At 58.8% G+C, this 18,865-nt stretch carries 21 protein-coding genes and 3 tRNA genes; 20 read left to right on the top strand and 4 right to left on the bottom strand.

Annotated elements, in window-relative coordinates:
- Positions 1 to 68 precede the first annotated feature (68 nt).
- Positions 69 to 140, top strand: a tRNA-Glu gene (locus RBI05_RS09615).
- 5 nt (positions 141 to 145) lie between these two features.
- Positions 146 to 228, top strand: a tRNA-Leu gene (locus RBI05_RS09610).
- Between the two features lie 57 nt (positions 229 to 285).
- Here RBI05_RS09610 and RBI05_RS09605 read toward each other — a convergent pair.
- Together RBI05_RS09605 and RBI05_RS09600 are read right to left on the bottom strand one after the other, a co-directional pair.
- On the bottom strand, positions 286 to 918 hold the full coding sequence (locus tag RBI05_RS09605; RefSeq protein WP_150458060.1) for a hypothetical protein: 633 nt from the start codon (positions 916 to 918) through the stop codon (positions 286 to 288).
- 28 nt (positions 919 to 946) lie between these two features.
- Complete coding sequence (locus RBI05_RS09600; RefSeq protein ID WP_150458061.1) at positions 947 to 1,147, bottom strand: XRE family transcriptional regulator; 201 nt, start codon at positions 1,145 to 1,147, stop codon at positions 947 to 949.
- Positions 1,148 to 1,313: 166 nt separating this feature from the next.
- Here RBI05_RS09600 and RBI05_RS09595 point away from each other — a divergent pair, with 166 nt between their 5' ends.
- From RBI05_RS09595 to cysK, 3 genes are all read left to right on the top strand, one after another.
- Entirely contained in the window at positions 1,314 to 1,676 is a 363-nt protein-coding gene (locus RBI05_RS09595) for a helix-turn-helix domain-containing protein (protein ID WP_310550924.1), read from the top strand.
- A 72-nt stretch (positions 1,677 to 1,748) separates the two neighbouring features.
- Positions 1,749 to 1,831, top strand: a tRNA-Leu gene (locus RBI05_RS09590).
- A gap of 81 nt (positions 1,832 to 1,912) precedes the next feature.
- A complete protein-coding gene (cysK, locus tag RBI05_RS09585) occupies positions 1,913 to 2,848 on the top strand; it encodes a cysteine synthase A (RefSeq protein WP_150458063.1) in 936 nt (311 codons plus the stop codon).
- A gap of 128 nt (positions 2,849 to 2,976) precedes the next feature.
- Here the strand turns inward: cysK and RBI05_RS09580 are convergent, their stop codons facing one another.
- Positions 2,977 to 3,453 (bottom strand): glutathione peroxidase, encoded by a 477-nt coding sequence (locus RBI05_RS09580; protein ID WP_310550923.1) that lies wholly within the window; start codon positions 3,451 to 3,453, stop codon positions 2,977 to 2,979.
- A 174-nt stretch (positions 3,454 to 3,627) separates the two neighbouring features.
- On the opposite strand from RBI05_RS09580, the gene RBI05_RS09575 reads away from it, so the two are divergent.
- From RBI05_RS09575 to RBI05_RS09515, 13 genes are all read left to right on the top strand, one after another.
- Positions 3,628 to 4,047: an organic hydroperoxide resistance protein gene (locus tag RBI05_RS09575; protein ID WP_310550944.1), complete on the top strand. Its 420-nt coding sequence runs from the start codon at positions 3,628 to 3,630 to the stop codon at positions 4,045 to 4,047.
- 84 nt (positions 4,048 to 4,131) lie between these two features.
- Positions 4,132 to 4,407 carry a hypothetical protein gene (locus tag RBI05_RS09570; RefSeq protein ID WP_150458065.1) on the top strand — a complete coding sequence of 92 codons (276 nt, stop codon included), beginning with the start codon at positions 4,132 to 4,134 and terminating at the stop codon, positions 4,405 to 4,407.
- A 70-nt stretch (positions 4,408 to 4,477) separates the two neighbouring features.
- Positions 4,478 to 4,966: a thiol-disulfide oxidoreductase DCC family protein gene (locus tag RBI05_RS09565; RefSeq protein ID WP_150458066.1), complete on the top strand. Its 489-nt coding sequence runs from the start codon at positions 4,478 to 4,480 to the stop codon at positions 4,964 to 4,966.
- Between the two features lie 152 nt (positions 4,967 to 5,118).
- On the top strand, positions 5,119 to 6,303 hold the full coding sequence (locus tag RBI05_RS09560; protein WP_310550922.1) for a P-loop NTPase family protein: 1,185 nt from the start codon (positions 5,119 to 5,121) through the stop codon (positions 6,301 to 6,303).
- Complete coding sequence (locus RBI05_RS09555) at positions 6,300 to 7,637, top strand: CpaF family protein (RefSeq protein ID WP_150458068.1); 1,338 nt, start codon at positions 6,300 to 6,302, stop codon at positions 7,635 to 7,637. Before RBI05_RS09560 ends, RBI05_RS09555 begins: the two co-directional genes overlap by 4 nt.
- A complete protein-coding gene (locus RBI05_RS09550; RefSeq protein ID WP_310550921.1) occupies positions 7,546 to 8,463 on the top strand; it encodes a type II secretion system F family protein in 918 nt (305 codons plus the stop codon). The genes RBI05_RS09555 and RBI05_RS09550 overlap by 92 nt, the downstream gene beginning before the upstream one ends.
- Positions 8,464 to 8,476: 13 nt before the next feature.
- On the top strand, positions 8,477 to 9,355 hold the full coding sequence (locus RBI05_RS09545; RefSeq protein ID WP_310550920.1) for a type II secretion system F family protein: 879 nt from the start codon (positions 8,477 to 8,479) through the stop codon (positions 9,353 to 9,355).
- Between the two features lie 13 nt (positions 9,356 to 9,368).
- Entirely contained in the window at positions 9,369 to 9,557 is a 189-nt protein-coding gene (locus RBI05_RS09540; protein WP_310550919.1) for a Flp1 family type IVb pilin, read from the top strand.
- A complete protein-coding gene (locus RBI05_RS09535; RefSeq protein WP_310550943.1) occupies positions 9,553 to 10,233 on the top strand; it encodes a TadE/TadG family type IV pilus assembly protein in 681 nt (226 codons plus the stop codon). Before RBI05_RS09540 ends, RBI05_RS09535 begins: the two co-directional genes overlap by 5 nt.
- Positions 10,234 to 10,285: 52 nt before the next feature.
- Positions 10,286 to 12,547: a hypothetical protein gene (locus RBI05_RS09530; protein WP_310550918.1), complete on the top strand. Its 2,262-nt coding sequence runs from the start codon at positions 10,286 to 10,288 to the stop codon at positions 12,545 to 12,547.
- 13 nt (positions 12,548 to 12,560) lie between these two features.
- Positions 12,561 to 13,571, top strand: a complete 1,011-nt coding sequence (locus RBI05_RS09525) for a pilus assembly protein (RefSeq protein WP_310550917.1) — start codon at positions 12,561 to 12,563, stop codon at positions 13,569 to 13,571.
- 18 nt (positions 13,572 to 13,589) lie between these two features.
- Positions 13,590 to 14,105, top strand: a complete 516-nt coding sequence (locus RBI05_RS09520; RefSeq protein ID WP_310550916.1) for an A24 family peptidase — start codon at positions 13,590 to 13,592, stop codon at positions 14,103 to 14,105.
- Positions 14,106 to 14,133: 28 nt separating this feature from the next.
- Complete coding sequence (locus RBI05_RS09515; RefSeq protein WP_310550915.1) at positions 14,134 to 15,759, top strand: DUF6382 domain-containing protein; 1,626 nt, start codon at positions 14,134 to 14,136, stop codon at positions 15,757 to 15,759.
- Here the strand turns inward: RBI05_RS09515 and RBI05_RS09510 are convergent.
- Positions 15,738 to 16,643 (bottom strand): TIGR01777 family oxidoreductase, encoded by a 906-nt coding sequence (locus RBI05_RS09510; RefSeq protein WP_310550914.1) that lies wholly within the window; start codon positions 16,641 to 16,643, stop codon positions 15,738 to 15,740. The genes RBI05_RS09515 and RBI05_RS09510 overlap by 22 nt on opposite strands.
- A gap of 82 nt (positions 16,644 to 16,725) precedes the next feature.
- Between RBI05_RS09510 and RBI05_RS09505 the strand changes: the two genes are divergently transcribed.
- Positions 16,726 to 17,847: a deoxyribonuclease IV gene (locus tag RBI05_RS09505; protein ID WP_310550913.1), complete on the top strand. Its 1,122-nt coding sequence runs from the start codon at positions 16,726 to 16,728 to the stop codon at positions 17,845 to 17,847.
- Between the two features lie 2 nt (positions 17,848 to 17,849).
- Positions 17,850 to 18,749 carry a formyltetrahydrofolate deformylase gene (gene purU / locus RBI05_RS09500; RefSeq protein WP_150458079.1) on the top strand — a complete coding sequence of 300 codons (900 nt, stop codon included), beginning with the start codon at positions 17,850 to 17,852 and terminating at the stop codon, positions 18,747 to 18,749.
- Positions 18,750 to 18,865 lie beyond the last annotated feature (116 nt).

Here is an 18,865-nt window from a genome sequence, read left to right as displayed (position 1 = left end):
TTTGAAATTCAGGCTTGTCAAACCTCGGGATTCTCTGGTATACTCATTTTTGTTGTGACAGGAAATGAGGCCCGTTGGTCAAGGGGTTAAGACACCTCCCTTTCACGGAGGTAACAGGGGTTCGAATCCCCTACGGGTCATCTATGCGGTAGTGGTGGAATGGCAGACACGCTATCTTGAGGGGGTAGTGGGCGTAAGCTCGTGGAGGTTCGAGTCCTCTCTACCGCATAATAAGCAACAAGCTGGAACCCTTGATGATTCAAGGGTTTTTTGCTGTTCCCGGGCCTAGTGTCCGCTTCCCGCCAGATTGAGTCCGCCGGCGTATTGGGGATAGAGCTCGGCGATGCAGGAGGGGCAAATATCGTGGGTCAGCTCCACCTGAAGCCGCTCTTTCAAGAATTGCTCGATCGGGGTCCAGTTCCCGGACGAATCGGGAACGGACTTGCAGGCGGCGCAGATCGGAAGATACCGGCGGCTGATGGCCGGCTTGAATCCGGCGTCCCGATGCGGGGCGCTGCGGACCGCGATGCGGAGATCGCGGTGAGAGAGGTACAGATAGGGATAGGGCAGCGAATGGGAACCGAACGGCGGGAAGGCTTCAACGAGGAACCATCTGCGGCCGGGAAGGGCGGAAGGCTTGGAATAGGTTCCGCTGTAGACCAGCCGCTCGCCGGCGAAGAGGCTGTCCAGCTGGCGGCGAAGCGAAGCGGTGGCCCCGGTTCCGAGAACGAGTTCCTCCATCATCTCGAAGTAGTTCGCTCCGTGCCAGTCGAACCGCCCGGAGAGCCCGGAATGAAGCCCGTAGGCGATCCAGCGGGCGTTGACATCGAGTATGCAGCCGTCCGGGGCCAGCGCGACGGCCGCATGCGGGTAGTGATCGTGAATGGCCGAGAATACGGCCGGCGTAGGTATGGGCAATGCAGTTCCTCCTTGATCGGCAGTTCCGTTATTCATCGGCGGGCAGATTAAGCAATTCCTCCAGCTGATCCCGGTAGCGCTGCGCGCGCCTGGTGCCGTGAATAAGGTTGGACAACCGGTAGGGAGGAATGCCGTAGCGGGCGCAGAATTCCTTCTGGTCCAGCATCATTTCCGCCAGCCGCTGCTTGATTGCCCAGCCGTAGGGAGTGATGGGCTGTTTGCTGTTCAAGGGACTCACCTCTTATCGTCGATCCGTTAGGTATGATATAATATAGGTCAATATATAATATTTGTAAGTATATACTTTTTTAAGTGTTATTTCAATACATAATTACGTAAATAAGTGTCTTTTTTGAATCTTCTTTATTCTGAATCTATGGAAGGCGGATAATGCGATGCAATCCATTTATGACCGAATCGAATTATTGATCGACCGCAACGGCATGACCAAGAAGGCGTTCTGCGAGAAGCTGGGAATCAGCACAGGGAATCTGGGAGACTGGAAGCGCGGGAAGACAACGCCGGGAACCCATAAGCTGATCGAGATCGGCGCTTTCTTCGGAGTCAGTCTCGACTGGCTCATTCTGGGTAAAATGCCTTCATCGACCGTCCGCGAAGGCGGCGTCGATTATTTTTTGGACTCTATGCGGCAATCGAATTGCCAATTGGAGGCCGAAGAGGAAGCGTTCATCCGCGAATATCTGGCTTTTGCCGCTTACCGGAAGACCCGGCAGGAAGACAAGGAAGAGAATCATTAAGAAGGCACTTTACTTTTGCTTCTGATCGCGGTATAATCATTATCGCTGGTCTTGAAGAATTATTGTTTCTACGCGGTAGTGGTGGAATGGCAGACACGCTATCTTGAGGGGGTAGTGGGCGTAAGCTCGTGGAGGTTCGAGTCCTCTCTACCGCATTATAAGATCAGGGGAAGGCTCCGGAGAACCGGGGCCTTTTTGCTTAAATACGTTCTATTTGAGAAACGGAGGGCACAGAAATGGCCAGAATTGCGAAGAATCTTACCGAATTAATCGGGAATACCCCGCTGCTGGAGCTGTCGCGCCTCGGTAGCGAGGAAGGCGCCCAGGCGCGCATTCTTGCGAAGCTGGAGTATTTCAATCCGGCGGGAAGCGTCAAGGACCGCATCGGCTATGCCATGCTGAAGGATGCCGAAGAACGCGGGCTGATCAACAAGGAGACGACCATTATCGAGCCCACCAGCGGCAATACCGGCATTGGTCTTGCCTTTGCGGCGGCGGCGCTCGGGTACAAGCTGGTTATCATTCTGCCGGAGTCGTTCAGCATCGAGCGGCGGAAGCTGCTGAAGGCGCTGGGCGCGGAGCTGGTGCTGACCCAGGCGTCCGAGGGGATGGCCGGCGCCATCCGCAAGGCGGAGGAGCTGGCGGCCCGGATCGGCAACTCGTTCATTCCCCAGCAGTTCGAGAACCCGGCGAATCCGGCGATCCACAAGGCGACCACAGCCGAAGAAATCTGGCGCGACACGGATGGCCAGGTGGATATCTTCGTGGCGGGCGTAGGCACCGGAGGCACGATCTCCGGCGTCGGCGAGGCGCTGAAGGCCCGCAAGCCGGACGTGCGCATCGTGGCGGTGGAACCGGCAAGCTCGCCGGTCCTCTCCGGCGGGAACCGGGGAGCCCACGCGATTCAGGGCATCGGAGCAGGCTTCGTGCCCGGGAACTTCCATCCGGAAGTGGTCGATGAGATCCTGACGGTCAAGAATGCGGAGGCGATCTCCATGGCGCAGGGACTGGCGCGCCGGGAAGGACTGCTGGTGGGCATTTCGTCCGGGGCTGCGGTCTGCGCCGCCCTGCAGATAGCCCGCCGCCCCGAGAACCGGGGCAAGACCATCGTTACGCTGCTGCCGGACACCGGAGAGCGTTATCTCTCTACAGAACTGTTCCCGGAGAATTGAAGAAGGGCGGCCTGCGGGCCGCCCTTAACTGTCCTATGAACCGCCTTCCTATCGTGAAGGCGGTTTTTTGGCGGGAAAAAGTGAATCATCGGTTAGAGCAGAGCGGCGGCGCGGCTACAGCAGCTTGGCTACAGCAGCTTCAGGATGTCGTCCTCGATCTGGTCGGGCGTCGTTGCCGGGGCATAGCGCTTAAGCACTCTTCCCTGGCGGTCCACCAGGAACTTCGTGAAGTTCCACTTGATGCTCTTGGAGCCGAGCGCGCCCGGTGCTTCCTTGGAGAGATACTGGAACAGGGGATGGGCGCCGCTGCCGTTCACGTTGATTTTCTCGTACATCGGGAAGGTAACGCCATAATTGAGCTGGCAGAATTCTTCGATCTCTCCGCTGCTGCCCGGTTCCTGTCCGGCGAATTGATTGCTCGGGAACCCCAGCACTTCCAGCCCGCGGTCCTTGAATTTGTCGTAGATCTCCTGAAGTCCCTTATATTGCGGGGTCAGACCGCACTTGCTGGCCGTGTTGACAATCAGCAGCACCTTGCCTTCGTATTGGGACAGGGACTCCTCCTGCCCGCGTAGCGTATGGGCCCGGAATTCATAGACGCTCATGGTCGATTCCTCCTGTAATGTATTTTCAACAACTTAATTGTATACCATTAATTCAAACAGTCAATGGCGTTTCAATCTTCCCCCGGCGTGTAAATGGTAAGTATGGGCGGGTGCCCAAACGCGAAGAATATCAGCTGAAGGAGAGGATTAGGAATGAACAGCGAGACGAATGAACTGAAGCCGCTCTATACGGCAACCGCAACGATACACGGCGGACGCGAAGGCTCTTTTGAGACCTCCGACGGTGCGCTCAAGTCCAACCTGACGATGCCGAAGGAACTCGGAGGCTCCGGCGGAACGGGGACGAATCCCGAGCAGCTGTTTGCAGCCGGCTACGGGGCTTGTTATGAGAGCGCGCTGGCGAATATCGCCCGCAAGGAGAAGGTACGGCTGACCGATGTGGAAGTCACCTCCAATGTCACGATCGGCAAGGATGATACCGACGGCGGGTTCAGACTGGCGGTTCGGCTGGACATCAAGCTGCCGGGAATTGAGCGTTCGCTGGCGGAGGATCTGGCCCGCAAGGCGCATGACTTCTGCCCGTACTCCAAGGCTACCCGCGGCAATATCCCCGTTGAACTGAACGTTCTGTAGACGGGACGGCGGCTTGGTTGACATCCCCCTCAAAATTCTTTAAGATGTCTAGGTATTAAATCTAGAAGCGATGGGTGATGAAGCATGTCTTACAGACCGAATATTACGAACGTGACCAAAGCCAGCAGCAACGATAAAGAGGGCTTGTACGAATTTATAATCAAGCTTGCCGACGGTACGGAATGCCGCGCCTTCTATAACCGTTACCCGGAATGGAAGATGACGAACATCAGCCGCCTGCTCAAGACGCCTTGTCCGGTATGCCGCAAGGATTTTATCTGCAAGTGCATGGATGCGTTCACGCCGGAACTTGAAGAGCAGATGAGCAACACCTGGATCGAGAAATCCATCGCCGAATAGTCATCAGAGTCACAAGCGCGGGAGTCCCCGCGTTTTTTTGTTGCCTGTCAAGCGGGAAGGAGGGGAGAACATGAACGATGCTTCGCCAAAAGCCCCCGCCGGGCCAGACGGCCCCGTCGTCCTTATCGACGGCGTGTGCCACCTGTGCCAGTGGGCGGTCCGGTTTATCATTCCCCGCGATCCGGCGGGGAAATTCCGCTTCGCTGCGCTGCAGAGCGCAGCCGGCGCCAGCCTGCTCCGGTCCGCGGGGCTTGCCCCCGGCCGGATGGACTCGGTCGTCCTTGTAGAGGACGGCCGGGCCTATACGGATTCGGCCGCCGCGCTCCGGATTGCGCGGGGACTGCGCAATCCGTGGCCGCTGCTGTACGGCTTCATGCTCGTTCCCCGTCCCGTTCGCGACGCGGCCTACCGATTCGTGGCCCGCAACCGGTACCGCTGGTTCGGCCGGGACGAGAGCTGCCTGCTGCCGGCCCCGGGCATCCGGGACCGGTTCCTGCCGGAGGAGCCGGAGGGCCCGCCGGGCAAGGAAGCATCCATGCATACAAGCAGAGATGAATAGAGCGATTTTTAAATATTGTACGTACCTTCTCTATATGCTACTATGTATGTAAATTATAGGGATGACGACGGAAGCACCGTTCAACAGCCGCAGATTTGCGGTTGTGAACGGTGCTTTTTTTGTTGCGTTGTTGTCCGGGAGGAGGGAGCGCAGTGGCTGCCCGAATTGTACTTGCTGTGCGGGAGAACGAATATATCGAGCCTCTGCTTGCCTACGTGCAGCGCAGCGGTTACCGCGATCAGATCGGAATCAAGGCTTTCAGCCGGCCCGAACTGTTCGCCGCTTATATGCAGGGGAAGGACCGGCCGGATGCGGTTGTGGGCGACCGCGCTTTTGTGGAAGTTTGGCTGGTCGGAGGGAGAAGCGAGGTGCCGTGGGCGGTGCTGGAGGAAGGAGGCGGTCCCGGGGGTAACTCCCCGGAGAACCGGGAGAGGAGAAGCGAACCCGGCCGGAGCATTGCGAAGTACCAGCCGCTCCCGGATCTGCTGGGCTGCATGCTTCAGCTCTGCGGAGGCTCCCGGTTCCCCGGCGGCGGACGTAAGGGAGAGACCCGTCTGATCGGTGTGGTATCGGGCTCCGGAAGCTGCGGGAAGACGACGGTCGCCCTCAATATGGCGAAGCTGCTGGGAGGCCGGGGGCTTCGTGTCTTCTATCTGAATCTGGAGACGGTCGACAGCACCGGGCTGTATCTCCGAACCTCACCGGCGCCGGGACCGGGGCTGGAGCGGCTGCTCTATGAGCTGCAGGGGCTTCCGGCAGAAGCGGGCCGGGGGTTGGCAGGGCGCTATGCGGTCCGCAGCGATGCTCTGCGGTGCGACACCTTCCGGCCGGTAGAGAATGTGAAGGAAATGCTGAAGATGACGGCGGAAGATACGGACCGGCTCCTGGGTCTGCTGACGCATGACGGCGGATACGATGCGGTAATTGCAGATACGGGGAGCATCGCGGAAGAGCGGGCAGAAGCGGTTCTGCGGCGCAGCGAGGAACTGATCTGGGTACTGCGCGACGATGAGCCGAGCCTCTACAAGACGGAACGCTGGTTGGCGCATTACCGCTCCTCCCGACCGGAGATGGCCGGACCGCTGCTGGACAAGAGCCGGTTCGCGCTCAATTTCTGCGGGGAGACGGACAGCCGCAGCCGGCTGCCGCCGGAGATGCCGATTCAGGCGGCGCTGCCGTATATGCCGGCATGGAGTCTGCCGAACCGGGGCGAGCTGTGCCTCAACTCGCCGGGATTCCAGCAGGCCATTGAACGGCTCTGCGAAGCGATTACCGACCGTTCGGCGCTTGAGCCCGGGATGGCGCGGGGTTCGGCGAGAACGGGGGACATCCCGTGAACGATGAGCTGTTTCAATCGCTGCGCAGTGAAATTCGGGCCGGCCTGGATGTAACCGCTGCGGTGCCGGACGATGAGCTGCTGGTGCGGATCGAAGGAGCCGTCTTTGCCCGCTCCGGCCTGAGCCTGCTGACCGCCCAGGAGAAGCGGAGTCTGGTCAGGCGCCTGTTCGATTCTTTTCGGGGCCTGGATGTTCTCCAGCCGTTGGTGGATAACCCGGAGATCACGGAGATTATGATCAACAGCCACCGGGAGATCTTTATCGAGCAGGAAGGAGAGATCCGGCGGTTGGAGGAAGAATTCGAATCGCCGTCCAGGCTGGAAGATATTATCCAGTCGATCGTATCGGAGGTGAACCGTACCGTCAATGAATCGACCCCGATTGTGGATGCAAGGCTCAAGAACGGTTCGCGGGTCAACATTGTGCTGCCGCCGGTGGCGCTGAAGGGCCCGGCCATGACCATCCGCAAGTTCCCTGCGGAGCCGATGACGATGGCAGAATTGGTGAAGCGGGAAGCGCTGACCGGAGAAGCGGCGGAGCTGCTGAGCCTGCTGGTGAAGAGCAAATACAATATCTTCATCAGCGGAGGGACGGGTTCGGGCAAGACGACCTTCCTCAATGCGCTCTCGCAATTCATCCCTTCGGAGGAGCGGGTGATTACGATTGAGGATTCGGCGGAGCTGCGCATCGTTGCCGTCCCGAATCTGGTCTCGCTTGAGACGCGAAATGCGAACACCGAAGGCCGGGGCGAGATTACGATCCGGGACCTGATCCGGTCATCGCTGCGGATGCGGCCGAACCGGATTGTGGTCGGCGAAGTCCGGGGGCCGGAGGCTCTGGATATGCTGCAGGCGATGAATACCGGACATGACGGCAGCTTGTCGTCAGGGCATAGCAACAGCGCGCGCGATATGCTGAGCCGGCTGGAGACGATGGTGCTCAGCGGAGCAGAGCTGCCGGTCGCAGTCGTCCGGCAGCAGATCAGTTCGGCCATTGATATCTTCGTTCATCTAAGCCGGATGCGAGACCGCTCTCGGCGCGTGTTGGAGATCTGCGAAGCGGACGGCATGGAGAACGGCGAAATCCGGCTGAATCCGCTGTACCGGTTCAGAGAGAACGGCGAATCCGGAGGGCGGATATGCGGAACGCTCGAAAGAACCGGCAATCCCCTTTTGCATACCGGCAAGATCGACATGGCCGGCTGCCGCAGAGATCTGCAGAGGCTTATGAAGGAGGAACCCTATGAGGCAAATTCAGATTTCCGCGCGGAGCGGAGCGGGGAGAGCATCAGACAGAAGCGGTTGGCGGAGGAGATGGAGGAAAGGAACCGATGAGGAGAGGAGAAGCAGAGACAATGGAACGGATGCGAAGAATGACGGGGTTGAAAGGCCCGAAAGAGGAAGCCGGCCGGGGAGCGCCCTTCCGGACTATAGGCAGTATACGCTCGGAAGAAAGACGACCCGGCTTGCTGCGGCCGCCGGCTGCACGCTTCTCTATGGCGTCGGCCTCCTGTTCTACTCCCATCCCCTGCTGGCGCTGCTGCTGGTACCGGGAGGATTCTGCACCCCGCGCCTGCTCCGGAATTATATGCGGAGCCGCCGCCGCCGGATTCTGAATCTTCAGTTCAAGCAGACGCTGTTCTCGCTGTCCTCCTCCCTGTCGGCCGGCCGTTCGGTCGAGAATGCGTTCCGCGAGGCTATCCGCGATCTGCTGCTGCTGGACCCCGACGGGGGCGGAGACATGGCTGCCGAGCTGAATATCATCTGCACCCGGCTGGAGTACGGGCAGCCGATCGAGGAGGCGCTGCAGGACTTCAGCCGCAGGGCAGGGATGGAGGATGTCGCCCGGTTCGCCGACGTATTCAGCGTCTGCAAGCGAACAGGGGGCGATCTGATCGAGGTTGTCCGCCGGACATCCGGCATTATCGGCGAGAAGCTGGATATCGAGCAGGAGATTGCCGTCAGCGTCGCCCAGAAGAGATTCGAGGCTCAGGCGCTGCTGCTCTCGCCGCTGGTTATGCTGCTGTTCATGAACCTCTCAGCCGGCGATTACATGCAGCCTATGCACACCGGTGTCGGTCTGTTGATCTCTACGCTGGCGTTGGGCGGGCTTGTTCTGTGCTATGGCTGGATCAGCAAGATTATGAATATCCCGCTGTGAGAGGAGGAGAGGCATGAAGCTGATCTGCGCTGCGGTCGCCGTACTGCTGGCAGGACTATGGGCAGGGCTTAAGCTTCGGCTGGAGAGAAGCAGCCGGCTGAAAGCGCTGCGAAGCCTTCCGATGGAAGGCCTTCGGCTGCGGGCCGCCGGCGAACCGATGCTGGCATTGCTGGAGCGGCCTGCAGCGAAGGCCCTTTTTCCGGGATATGTGCTCCGCCTCCAGCGCTCCGTTCAGCGAATCTATGGTATCCGCCAATCCTCGGAACGGACGCTGCTGTTCATGGCAGAGATGCTGGCATATGCCTGGCTGTTGCTGCTTGGCGGCTGTGCAATGACGCTGCTGGGGGCGGGAATGGCCGGCCTGGTGATGGGACTGCTGCTGGCTGTGCTGGTTCCGGCTGCATTGGGAATGGATCTGCACAGCAAGGTGAGACAGCGCGAAGAACTGATATTGATGGAGCTGCCTGAATTGCTGAACGGCATCCTGCTGCTGGTCGGCGCGGGCGAGACGGTCCAGCGGTCCATTGTGCGCTGCATGGAGAGCCGCCGGGACCGGACGGACCACCCCCTGTACCGCGAGATGTTCACGCTGATGGCGGAATGGGAGAGCGGCTATTCGGTTCAGCAGGCTTTTGAGAATTTCAGCAAGCGCTGCGCCGTGCAGGAAGTGTCGCTGTTCACGACGACGATTCTTCTGAACCACCGGAGAGGAGGTTCCGACCTGGCTCTGGCGCTGCGGGACCTGTCCCGCGTTCTGTGGGAGAAGCGGAAGGCGGTCAGCCGGACCCGGGGGGAGCAGGCGTCATCGAAGCTGATTTTTCCGATGGTTCTGATTTTTGTGATTGTAATGGTACTGGTGGGGGCTCCCGCATTAATGATGCTGAACATGTGAAGGAGGAACGGAGATGAAGGAATTGGCAGCTATGATGAAGGCACTGTGGCATGGAGAAGAGGGGCTTGGGACTCTGGAGATGATTCTGATTATCGCGGTGCTGGTAGCGGCGGTGCTGCTCTTCAAGGACAAGATCAAGGATCTGATTACGAAGCTGTTCGCGATCGCGGGCAACAAGAGCCAGGAGGTCTTTAACGATTAAGAGCCTGGGAAGGGAGGAAGACGGCAGCTTCACGCTGGAAGCGTCGCTTCTGCTGCCCATTCTGCTGGCGATGGTCATGCTGCTGCTGTTCTTCGCGCTCTACAGCTACCAGAAGACCATGCTGGTGCAGGTGTCTTCGGCTGCCGCCGAACGGGCTGCGTATACCTGGGACAACAGCCGGAAGGCGGAAGACGGATCATTCGCGGCCGAGGAGACTGATTCGCTGTATTGGCGCATCAAGGACGACCGGCTTCTGGCCCAACTAACCGGCTCCGGCGGCGGGGCATCGGAGGGGGTAACGATTCCGATGCCCGGCAGCGATGCCTTAACCGAAGATAAAGCTTCCCTGCCTGTCGCGAAGCTGCTTCACACGGCAGCCCGAATCCCTTCGGAGCTGTCCGGTACCCTGAATTACCGCTATGCCCTAAGTGGGAGAAGGGTGACGGTTCAACTGAAGCGTGTTCTGAATCTTCCTGTGATAGACGGCATGCTGAATGACAAAGCGCAGCCGGCTGCGGTCTCCCGTTCTCTTGTGGCGGAGCCGGTTGAGTTCATCCGTACGGTTGAACTGATGCGTTATCTGGGATCCAAGTTTCAGCGGGACGGGGCGGGAGCGGCCGGCGGAATGAAGAAGACGGATGCTTCCGCGGTTATGGGCAGGCTGGCAGACAAATAGGCGGTGCGGTTGATGCCGCAAGTTGGCATGCTTGGATGAAAGGAGGACAAATATGATTCGCAGTCTGTATAGAACCCGCCCCGACAACCGCAGAGCGGACGGCGGACACAACCGAAGAATACGGGAGAGAGGAAGAACGGATGGATCGGTATCCCTTTTTCTGATGTTCGCCTTGGCTTTGATCTTTCTGTTCACGGCCGTTCTCATTGACTATTCCCGGATTGCGGCTGCGAATGTGCAGGGCGAAAGGCTGGCCCGGGCAGCGGTACGTTCCCTGATGTCGATGTATGATGCCGATCTGCAGCAGGCTTACGGACTCTATGTCTATGGGGGAGAACGTCCCGAGGAAGCCGTGAGCCGGGTATTGAACGGCTCTCTGGAGAGGAGCGGCCGGGATGACATCATGAACATCGTTCCGCTAACAGCGGACTCGTCTGAAGTGTCTTTGAGCAGGCCGCTCGGCGACTATGCGGTATTCCGGCGGCAAATTGCAGAGGAAATGAAATACAAGGCGCCGATCGACGCCGCTCTGGAGCTGGCCGGCCAATTCAAAGGCTTATCCGGAGCGATGGAGGAAGCATCCCGAACCACACAACTGTATGCGAATCTTCAACCCTTGTACGATCGGCGTGAGGCGGCGCTGGACCGGATGCTGGACAACCGGCGTCAAGCGGCTGAGGCCGCAAGGAAGCTGCTGGACCGAATTATGGCGCCTCCCGGCGGAAGCATTGCCGACAGCACGCTCGGTTCGATTGCGAATGCGGCGGACATCGCAGCTCAGTACCGGGATTACGCAGGCAAGAGCAGCGCGGACATGAGCCGCCCCGAGAAGGAGACGCCTCGCTATACTGAGGCCATCTCGCGTTACCAGGAGCAGAGAAGCGCGGTTATTGCCGATATCGCCAAGCTTGTCGGGGATTACAGGGAGGAGAGTGCGCGTCTGCTGAAGGAGGCCGGTTCGGCCATGGAAGAAGCCGGGAGCCTCAATGCGGAGATGAGGCGGAGAATCGAGGAAGAGAGAGCTTCGCCCAGGCAGGCCGGATATGCCTCCGCCGACTCTTGGGAGGTGCCCCCGGCAGGCAGCGCGTCCGGCGAAGCGGCGAATCTTCGAGAACAGGCAGAGCAGCTTCTTCTTTCGGATTCTCTGCTAAGCAGTATGGACGGGTGGCTCTCGGACCAGCGGCAGGCTGCCGACCGGGGAGTTGCGGCCGCAGACCGGCTGCCCGCAGCACTTGCTCCCTCTGCGGCTCCGGGGGCCGACGGCGAGCGGCTGAAGATCGCCGTTCTGTCGGCGGCAACCGGCCTTGATGCTTATGTCCGGGATTATGGCGCCTCAGGAACCAGGCTTGAACGGGAGCGAAGGGACGTGGAGAGCCGACGTGCCGGAGATGAGGAGCGAAAGGCGCTGGAACAGGAGGCCAAGACCAGTCTCGGCAGTCTGTCTGAGGTGCTTGGCCGCCTTCGGTCCGGCGGAGAATCTCAAGCCGGGGCGGAAGCGTTAGCGACAATCCGGCGCTATGCGCAGGAGAATGCCGCATCCAACCGCAGCCAGGCTGCTTCGGCCGCACTGCCCGGCGGGGAGAATGACCCCGAAGCGGCAGCCGCCGCTTCGATGAGTTCCACCGACGCGCTGTACGGCGCGCTCGGTTCGGTCCTTCAGGAAGCGGGCAATCGGCTGTTCCAGAGTGAATATGCCGCGCTTTATTTTCCGACCTGCGATATTACCTCGCTTGGCACTTCGCCGGAGAGCAGGAACGGACCTGCCGGCGGGCCGATCTCCGGATTGGGGCCCGAGGACCAGGAATTGGAGTATGTGCTGTACGGTCTGGATAAGCCCGGCGCCAACATTGCGGCCGCCTATGCGGAGATCTTCGGCATACGCCTGGCCATCCGGACTATGGAAGGCTTCGCCTCCAAGGCCGGTCTCGGCCATCCGCTGCTGATCGTTGCGGCAGCCTTGGTATACGGGATTACCGAAGCATTGAAAGATATGGCCTTGCTGTGCAGCAAGGGGTCTATCCCGCTGGCCCGTTCCATACCGGCAGAGCTTGCCTACCGGGATTACCTTCGGTTATTCCTGTTCATGCACGGCAGCGGTGAACCGCAGCTTGCCCGGATGCTGGCACTGATCCGCTATCATACCGGAGTCAATCCGCAGGAGAGCTGCACCTACGCTTCGGCTACTGTCCGGTTCGGCATCAGGCTGTGGTTTCTTCCGGGTATCGCGAAGCTGATTCAGTACACGGGAGCGATGCCGGGAGAGACCGAGAACGGAATCCGGTTCCGGTCGGTGCGCGCCGATTTCTCATATTAGGAAGGTGAGCGCCATGGGATACATGCGCCAAAGATTGCGGCGATTATCGGAAACGGAAGGCGTCCTGGTCGTAGAGGCCGCTATGCTGATGCCGTTCTTCCTGCTCTTCGTGCTGTTCCTGATCTTCATGGTGCAGATGACCCTCTATTCAACGGCGCTTCAGAGTACCGTGTCGGATACGGTAAAGATGACATCAGCCCATTGGTATCCGGTTAATCTGGCACTTGAAGAGAGAAGAGGAACGAATCAGCCGGCCGGAACGAACCGCGACGCAGAGAAGTCTCAGGCCGGCCGGGAATTGAACACGGGGCAATGGACGGTTCCCCGGCTGTCGATGCAGGAATGGGCTGGGGCCTATGTGTCTGCGCTTCCCTCTCCGCTGAAAGAATGGGTTCGGGAAGCCATAGAACGCGGAGAAGGTCCTCTGCAGCGTGTACAGGCGGAGAGTACGGAAGCTGTGCTGGACCAGGCGGTCAAGCCGCTCATGAAGCCTTATCTGGCCTCGGATCTGCTCGACTTTACGCGGCTGCATATATCGAATATTACGATACCGGGCGCAGAGGAAGGGCAGGATGCTTATTTCGGAATACAAGCGAGTTACGCGCTTCCGATGCAGGTGCCGTTTATTCATAAGCGGATTGTTCTGGAAGCCTCCGCTATGGAACGGGTATGGATCGGCAATACAGAAGGAACCTCAGTGGAAGACACGCCGCCCGATTCAACGGATACCATTAGGGTTCTCTCCGTTCCCGACCCGGCCTTTCCGGGAAGCAAAGGGAAAATCCGTATAAGGCTGGCACCGAATGCATCAGCGAATCTGACCATTTACTATAAGAGCGGCAAGAGCGTTGCCAAGTATTTGGGTTGGAAGAATGCCGATAAGGACGGCTTTATCGAATGGGAATGGATTGTGGGCGGCAATACCACCCCGGATACATGGCCTGAGTTCAGGGTCGAGAGTCAGACGGGCGCTGCCGCAGAGGGCCGCTTCCGAGTGATGAAGAAGCCGGGGCGGGCGCCGTGAGGCAGAAAGGGGAGAGAAATGATCGAACACTGGGAGTTGTTGGGGGTAGCGCCGGTTCTGGCGGCAGCCCTGTGGACGGATATCCGCTCCATGAGAATTCCGAACCGGATCACGGTTCCGGCTGCGGCTGGCGGGGTGGCGGTACAGACTGTAATCAGCGGGTGGGACGGTATAACGGCGGCGATGGCGGGCGCCGGTGCAGGTCTGATTCTGCTGCTGCTCATGTACGGGATCGGAGCCGTAGGCGCAGGGGATGTTAAGCTCTTCGCTGCCATTGGCGCCTGGACAGGCGCAGCCTTTACCGTCCAGACCCTTCTGTATTCGCTGTTGTTCGGAGCGGTAATCGGTTGGGGCATTGTGCTGTGGAGACAGGAAGGACTCAGGCGTCTGCGCACAGCCGCCGGCATGCTGGCCGGAATCTATATCACCCGCAATCCTCGGCTGTATGCCGGATCAGGGCGGGAGGAGATGCTGCGTTTCCCCTTCATGCTTGCGGTAGTGCCGGGAACCCTCCTGGCTATGTGGGGAGCTTGATTCAGAGAAGCGGGGTAGAGGAGGGAAGATGTTGTTTGGATTGACGCGGGATTTTGTACAGCTGGAAGGATTCCGGATGGTGTTGGGGCGCAGCGGCGGATTGCCGGCAGAAGAACTGAACCCGGTAGAAGTACGGATGCTCGGTTCGAAGGAGATTGCCCATCATCTGCCCTTCTATCTCAAAGAGATCGACTTCAACGCCACTCTGGAATATTCGCTCTGCGGGGCGAAGATGCTGTCTTCTTTAATGAAGAGCGGAAAAATGGGCCTTACGGAATTTTATGCTCTGCTGTTGCAGATCGCAGAAGCGCTCGAAGAGGGGATTCTTCATATGCTAAGACCCGAACAGTATGCGCTGCACGAAGATTATATCTTTGTGGACGGCGAGCTTGGAACAGGACGGGTGTATCTGACCTACATTCCGCTGCGGCGGAATCCGGGAGAAGGGGAACTGGCCGAGCGTGTACTGCGGCTGACCTCTTCGCTTTTGAAGGGCATTACCGAGCTTAGGGGTGATGGTATCCAGCGAATTCTTCATTATTCCGGCAGCGAAGAGTTCACGATCAACGGTTGGAAAGTCCTTCTCTCCGCTCTGCTGTCCGGGGAGAGCGGACTGCCGGGTCTTCTGAGAGAGAAGCAGGAGCCCCTTCTATCGGAGGGGACTATGAGGACCATCTCTCCGCTGCCTGCGCAGGAAGCCGAGAAGAGGGCGAGCCCCGCGGAGCCGACGGATTGGCTCAAGGGATATCCGCTCTTTGGAACCGGGGAATCTGCGGCTGCCGGAGAACAGACGGCCGGGTGGTCGATGGGGCGCATGGGACGGAAGGGAAGGGAGAATGAGTTTTCCCGGAAGGAGGAATCGGCCGAAGGGGAAGAAGGCGACAATGCCGGAAGGCGGCAGAGCGGGAACCGTCCGTTTTGGATAGCAGGCTGCGTTCTGGCGGATCTGCTGCTCTGGCGCTACGGATACCTGAACCACCCTGGCCGTGCAGCTCTGGCTGCGGCAGGGGCGGGAACGCTGGCTTTGGGCTTTCTGGCCTGGGCAGCCTGGAGAGGCGGCCAAGGGGAAGCGGAGCCCGGCGGGAAGGCGGACTCGGAACCGTACGAAGCGGAAGGCTTGACTTTGAAACCGCAAGCTTCTCTTCCAACCAAGCCATCCGCTCGGCCTGTTGCGTCTTTGCAGGTGGATTGTGATCCGTCTGACCTAACGATCGGCCTAACGTCCGGCCTGACGGGCGAGATCCTGAAAGAGCGTCCAGCCAGACTCGATGAACCGGCTACGACGCTGCTTGTCCGGGAACCGGAAGGGAGGAAGAGAGACGAGAACCGCTTCCAGCCGTTTCTTGAGCGAACCCGGGAAGGGACAGATGGCGTGGAAGTGATCCCGCTGAACCGGGGCAGCTTCATTATCGGCCGCTCCAGAGAGGCAGCTCAATACATGGAGGATACAGAAGGGGCGTCGCGCGTTCATGCCGAACTCTCCCGCAGCGGCGGTACCTATGTACTTAAGGATCTGGATTCCCGCAACGGAACACGGCTTGGCGATGAGCCGCTGATTCCCTACAAGGAGTATCCTCTCCAAGAAGGAGATGTGTTCACCATAGCGGGCGGGCGGTACCTGTTCCGGGCGGGTCAGGCTCTGGACTTCAGATGACGAAGGGCGGAATCAAGCTCGGGATAGCCAAAGTTAAATCCGGCCTCCTGAAGCTTGGCGGGCAGCACGCGCTGGCCCCGGAGCAGAATCTGTGACAGCTCGCCGAGAGCGGTCTTCAGCAGAGAAGCCGGAAGCGGGAACCAGTAGGGCCGCTGGTAGACGCGGGCAACGGTTCTGCCGAATTCCGCATTGGTTACCGGGATAGGCGCTACGGCATTGACGGGGCCGGATAAGACGGGATTCAGGGAGCAGTAATCGATCAGGGCTATCATATCGTCCTCGTGAATCCAGGACATCCACTGCCGTCCGGTACCGATCCGTCCCCCGAATCCAAGCAGAAAGGGCAGCTTCATCTTCGGAAAAGCGCCTCCCTTGCTGCCCAGCACAATGCCGGTGCGCAGCTTGACGAGCCGGACTCCGCGGTAGGAACGGTCCGCGGCATCCTCCCATTCCTTGACGACTTCAGACGGGAAGTCGGAGACACGGGACGGTGAAGCTTCCGTGAATACGGCTGACTCGGATGTGCCGTAGATCGCAACGGCTGAAGCCTGAATAACGGCTTCCGGGAGTCTGTGCAGTGAGTCCAGCAAAGACCCGGCAGCGGCGACAGTCTTCAACCGGGATTCCATAATGAGCCGCTTGTTGTCTGGACTCCAGCGCTGGCTGAGTGTGGCTCCGGCCAGGTTAACGAGGACCCGGCAGCCTTCAGCCGGAGACGGATCGGCTTGCAATTCATTCCAGGTAAGATAGACTGCACCGGGCACGATGCTGTCTTTTCCGGGCAGGCTCCGTCCAATGATCAACACCTCATGTCCCGCCTGAATCCAGAACTTGGCGAGTGCTGATCCGATATAGCCGGTTCCTCCGCAAATGGCTGCTTTCATGGAGTGCCTCCTGTGTGGATGGATTTCTTATCCCAATCACGATAAAATAAGCTGTAATTCGTGAAGAAAGAGGGATAGCTGAATGCTGAAGATAGGTTCGCATGTGTCGTGCGCGGCGAAAGGGCTCCTGAGCGCGGCCAACGAAGCCCAGGAATACGGATCAAGTTCATTTATGATATATACGGGTGCGCCTCAGAATACGCGCCGCAAACCAGTTGAAACGATGTATGTAGAGGAAGGCCGAGCATTCATGAACGCTAACGGCGTGGACGAGATTGTCGTGCATGCTCCCTATATCATTAACCTCGGCTCCTACAAAAATCACACGTACCAGCTGGCCGTCGATTTTCTCCAGGAGGAGATTCATCGAACCCATGCCCTTGGTGTGAAGCATATTGTGCTGCATCCCGGCGCTTATACGGACAAGGATGCGGAATACGGAATTCAGCGGATTGCCGACGGACTGAACGAGGTGCTGAACGGAACCCGGGAGACGGATGTTCATATCGCTCTGGAGACCATGGCGGGCAAAGGAACCGAGATTGGCCGCAGCTTTGAGGAGATTGCTTCTATTGTAGACCGGGTGGAGCATAATGAGCGGTTGTCGGTCTGCCTGGATACCTGCCATATCCATGATGCCGGCTACGATATTGTCGGCGATCTTGACGGTGTGCTTCAGGAATTCGATCGGATTGTCGGATTAGACCGGATCGGCGTGGTGCACATCAATGACAGCAAGAATCCGGCCGGCTCCCGCAAAGACCGGCATACGCCAATCGGCTCCGGCTGGATCGGCTATGAGACGCTCAACCGGGTCGTCCATCATGAGCTGCTTAAGGGTCTGCCTTTTATTCTGGAGACGCCTTGGATCGGGAAGGATGCGAAGACCCAGCGTCCGATGTACGAGGCCGAGATTGCGCTGCTTCGCGGCAATGTCGGCGAACGCTTCGGCGGAGAGTTTCTTGCACAGGTGGAGGAGCTTCATGCTTTCTTTGCCCAACGGGACATTGCGCCCCGTCCGTATGTGCTGGGGGTCTGGAACGTTCTGAAGAGCGATGCCAAGGCCAAGAAGGCTGATCCCCGCGAGCCGCTGGAACGGCTCTATGATATGGTGACAGAAGCCGCCCTCTTCCCGGAACTTAGCGAAGAAGCGATCAATCACCGGCTGATGGTGTGGCTGGCCGGCAAGGAGATGAACAACTAATCATGGAACTTCACGTTAAACCAGAGCATTCATCAAATACTAGCGCTTATCCGGAGAGAGCCCGGATGCTGATCTCCTGTCCCGACGGTCCGGGCATCGTGGCGGCGGTATCCCGCTTCCTGTTCGATCATGAAGCCAACATCGTCCAGTCGGACCAGTATACAATGGACCCTGCGGGCGGCATGTTCTTTATGCGGATCGAGTTTGATCTGCCCGGTCTCGATGACAGGCTTGAACAGCTGAAGACCGAGTTCGCGGAGATTGCCGGCCGGTTCTCGATGAATTGGCAGATCTTCCAGGTAAGCCACAAGAAACGGCTGGCCATCTTTGTATCCAAAGAAGACCACTGTCTGGTTGAACTGCTCTGGCAATGGCAGGCCGGCGATCTGGACGCCGATATCGCACTGGTTGTCAGCAACCACCCGGATATGAAGGAATACGTGGAATCCTTCGGTATTCCCTATCATCATATCCCGGTAACGGCGGAGACGAAGACCGAGGCCGAGCGCCGCCAGCTCGAGGTAATCGGCAATGATATTGATGTAATTATTCTGGCTCGTTATATGCAGATTATCTCTCCGGCCTTCATTGAGCATTACCGGCACCGGATTATCAATATCCATCATTCGTTCCTGCCCGCTTTTGTCGGCGGCAAGCCTTATGCCCAGGCTTACGCCCGCGGAGTGAAGATTATCGGAGCGACCGCCCACTATGTTACTGAAGAACTCGACGGCGGACCGATTATTGAACAGGACGTGCAGCGGGTCAGTCACCGCGACGACGTGAACGAGCTGAAGCGCATCGGTCGGACGATTGAGCGCGTAGTGCTGGCCCGGGCCGTCAAATGGCATATTGAAGATCGGATTCTGGTACATCAGAACAAGACGGTCGTATTTAATTAATCTATTCCCGGCGGGGTGCCCGCCCTGCCGGTCTTTTTAAGCAAGAATCCCCTCCTGCCTCACGCTCTTTTTCATTCCCATATGTCTCTCCCGCAGGTAAAAAAGCATTTTACCAC

This window comes from Paenibacillus glufosinatiresistens, assembly GCF_031470375.1.
In the GTDB taxonomy this organism is placed as follows: domain Bacteria; phylum Bacillota; class Bacilli; order Paenibacillales; family Paenibacillaceae; genus Paenibacillus_AQ; species Paenibacillus_AQ glufosinatiresistens.
The sequence above is the reverse complement of the archived record's forward strand: the minus strand, read 5'-3'. Positions and strand labels throughout refer to the sequence as shown.

Excerpts from the sequence above, each read along its gene's own strand:
- RBI05_RS09550 (WP_310550921.1), top strand. The coding sequence starts at position 7,546 with ATGAGGCAAATTCAGATTTCCGCGCGGAGCGGAGCGGGGAGAGCATCA.
- purU (WP_150458079.1), top strand. The coding sequence starts at position 17,850 with ATGGAACTTCACGTTAAACCAGAGCATTCATCAAATACTAGCGCTTAT.
- RBI05_RS09525 (WP_310550917.1), top strand. The coding sequence starts at position 12,561 with ATGGGATACATGCGCCAAAGATTGCGGCGATTATCGGAAACGGAAGGC.
- RBI05_RS09565 (WP_150458066.1), top strand. The coding sequence starts at position 4,478 with ATGAACGATGCTTCGCCAAAAGCCCCCGCCGGGCCAGACGGCCCCGTC.
- RBI05_RS09580 (WP_310550923.1), bottom strand. The coding sequence starts at position 3,453 with ATGAGCGTCTATGAATTCCGGGCCCATACGCTACGCGGGCAGGAGGAG.
- RBI05_RS09545 (WP_310550920.1), top strand. The coding sequence starts at position 8,477 with ATGAAGCTGATCTGCGCTGCGGTCGCCGTACTGCTGGCAGGACTATGG.
- RBI05_RS09505 (WP_310550913.1), top strand. The coding sequence starts at position 16,726 with ATGCTGAAGATAGGTTCGCATGTGTCGTGCGCGGCGAAAGGGCTCCTG.
- cysK (WP_150458063.1), top strand. The coding sequence starts at position 1,913 with ATGGCCAGAATTGCGAAGAATCTTACCGAATTAATCGGGAATACCCCG.
- RBI05_RS09570 (WP_150458065.1), top strand. The coding sequence starts at position 4,132 with ATGTCTTACAGACCGAATATTACGAACGTGACCAAAGCCAGCAGCAAC.
- RBI05_RS09595 (WP_310550924.1), top strand. The coding sequence starts at position 1,314 with ATGCAATCCATTTATGACCGAATCGAATTATTGATCGACCGCAACGGC.
- RBI05_RS09515 (WP_310550915.1), top strand. The coding sequence starts at position 14,134 with ATGTTGTTTGGATTGACGCGGGATTTTGTACAGCTGGAAGGATTCCGG.
- RBI05_RS09540 (WP_310550919.1), top strand. The coding sequence starts at position 9,369 with ATGAAGGAATTGGCAGCTATGATGAAGGCACTGTGGCATGGAGAAGAG.
- RBI05_RS09530 (WP_310550918.1), top strand. The coding sequence starts at position 10,286 with ATGATTCGCAGTCTGTATAGAACCCGCCCCGACAACCGCAGAGCGGAC.
- RBI05_RS09520 (WP_310550916.1), top strand. The coding sequence starts at position 13,590 with ATGATCGAACACTGGGAGTTGTTGGGGGTAGCGCCGGTTCTGGCGGCA.
- RBI05_RS09510 (WP_310550914.1), bottom strand. The coding sequence starts at position 16,643 with ATGAAAGCAGCCATTTGCGGAGGAACCGGCTATATCGGATCAGCACTC.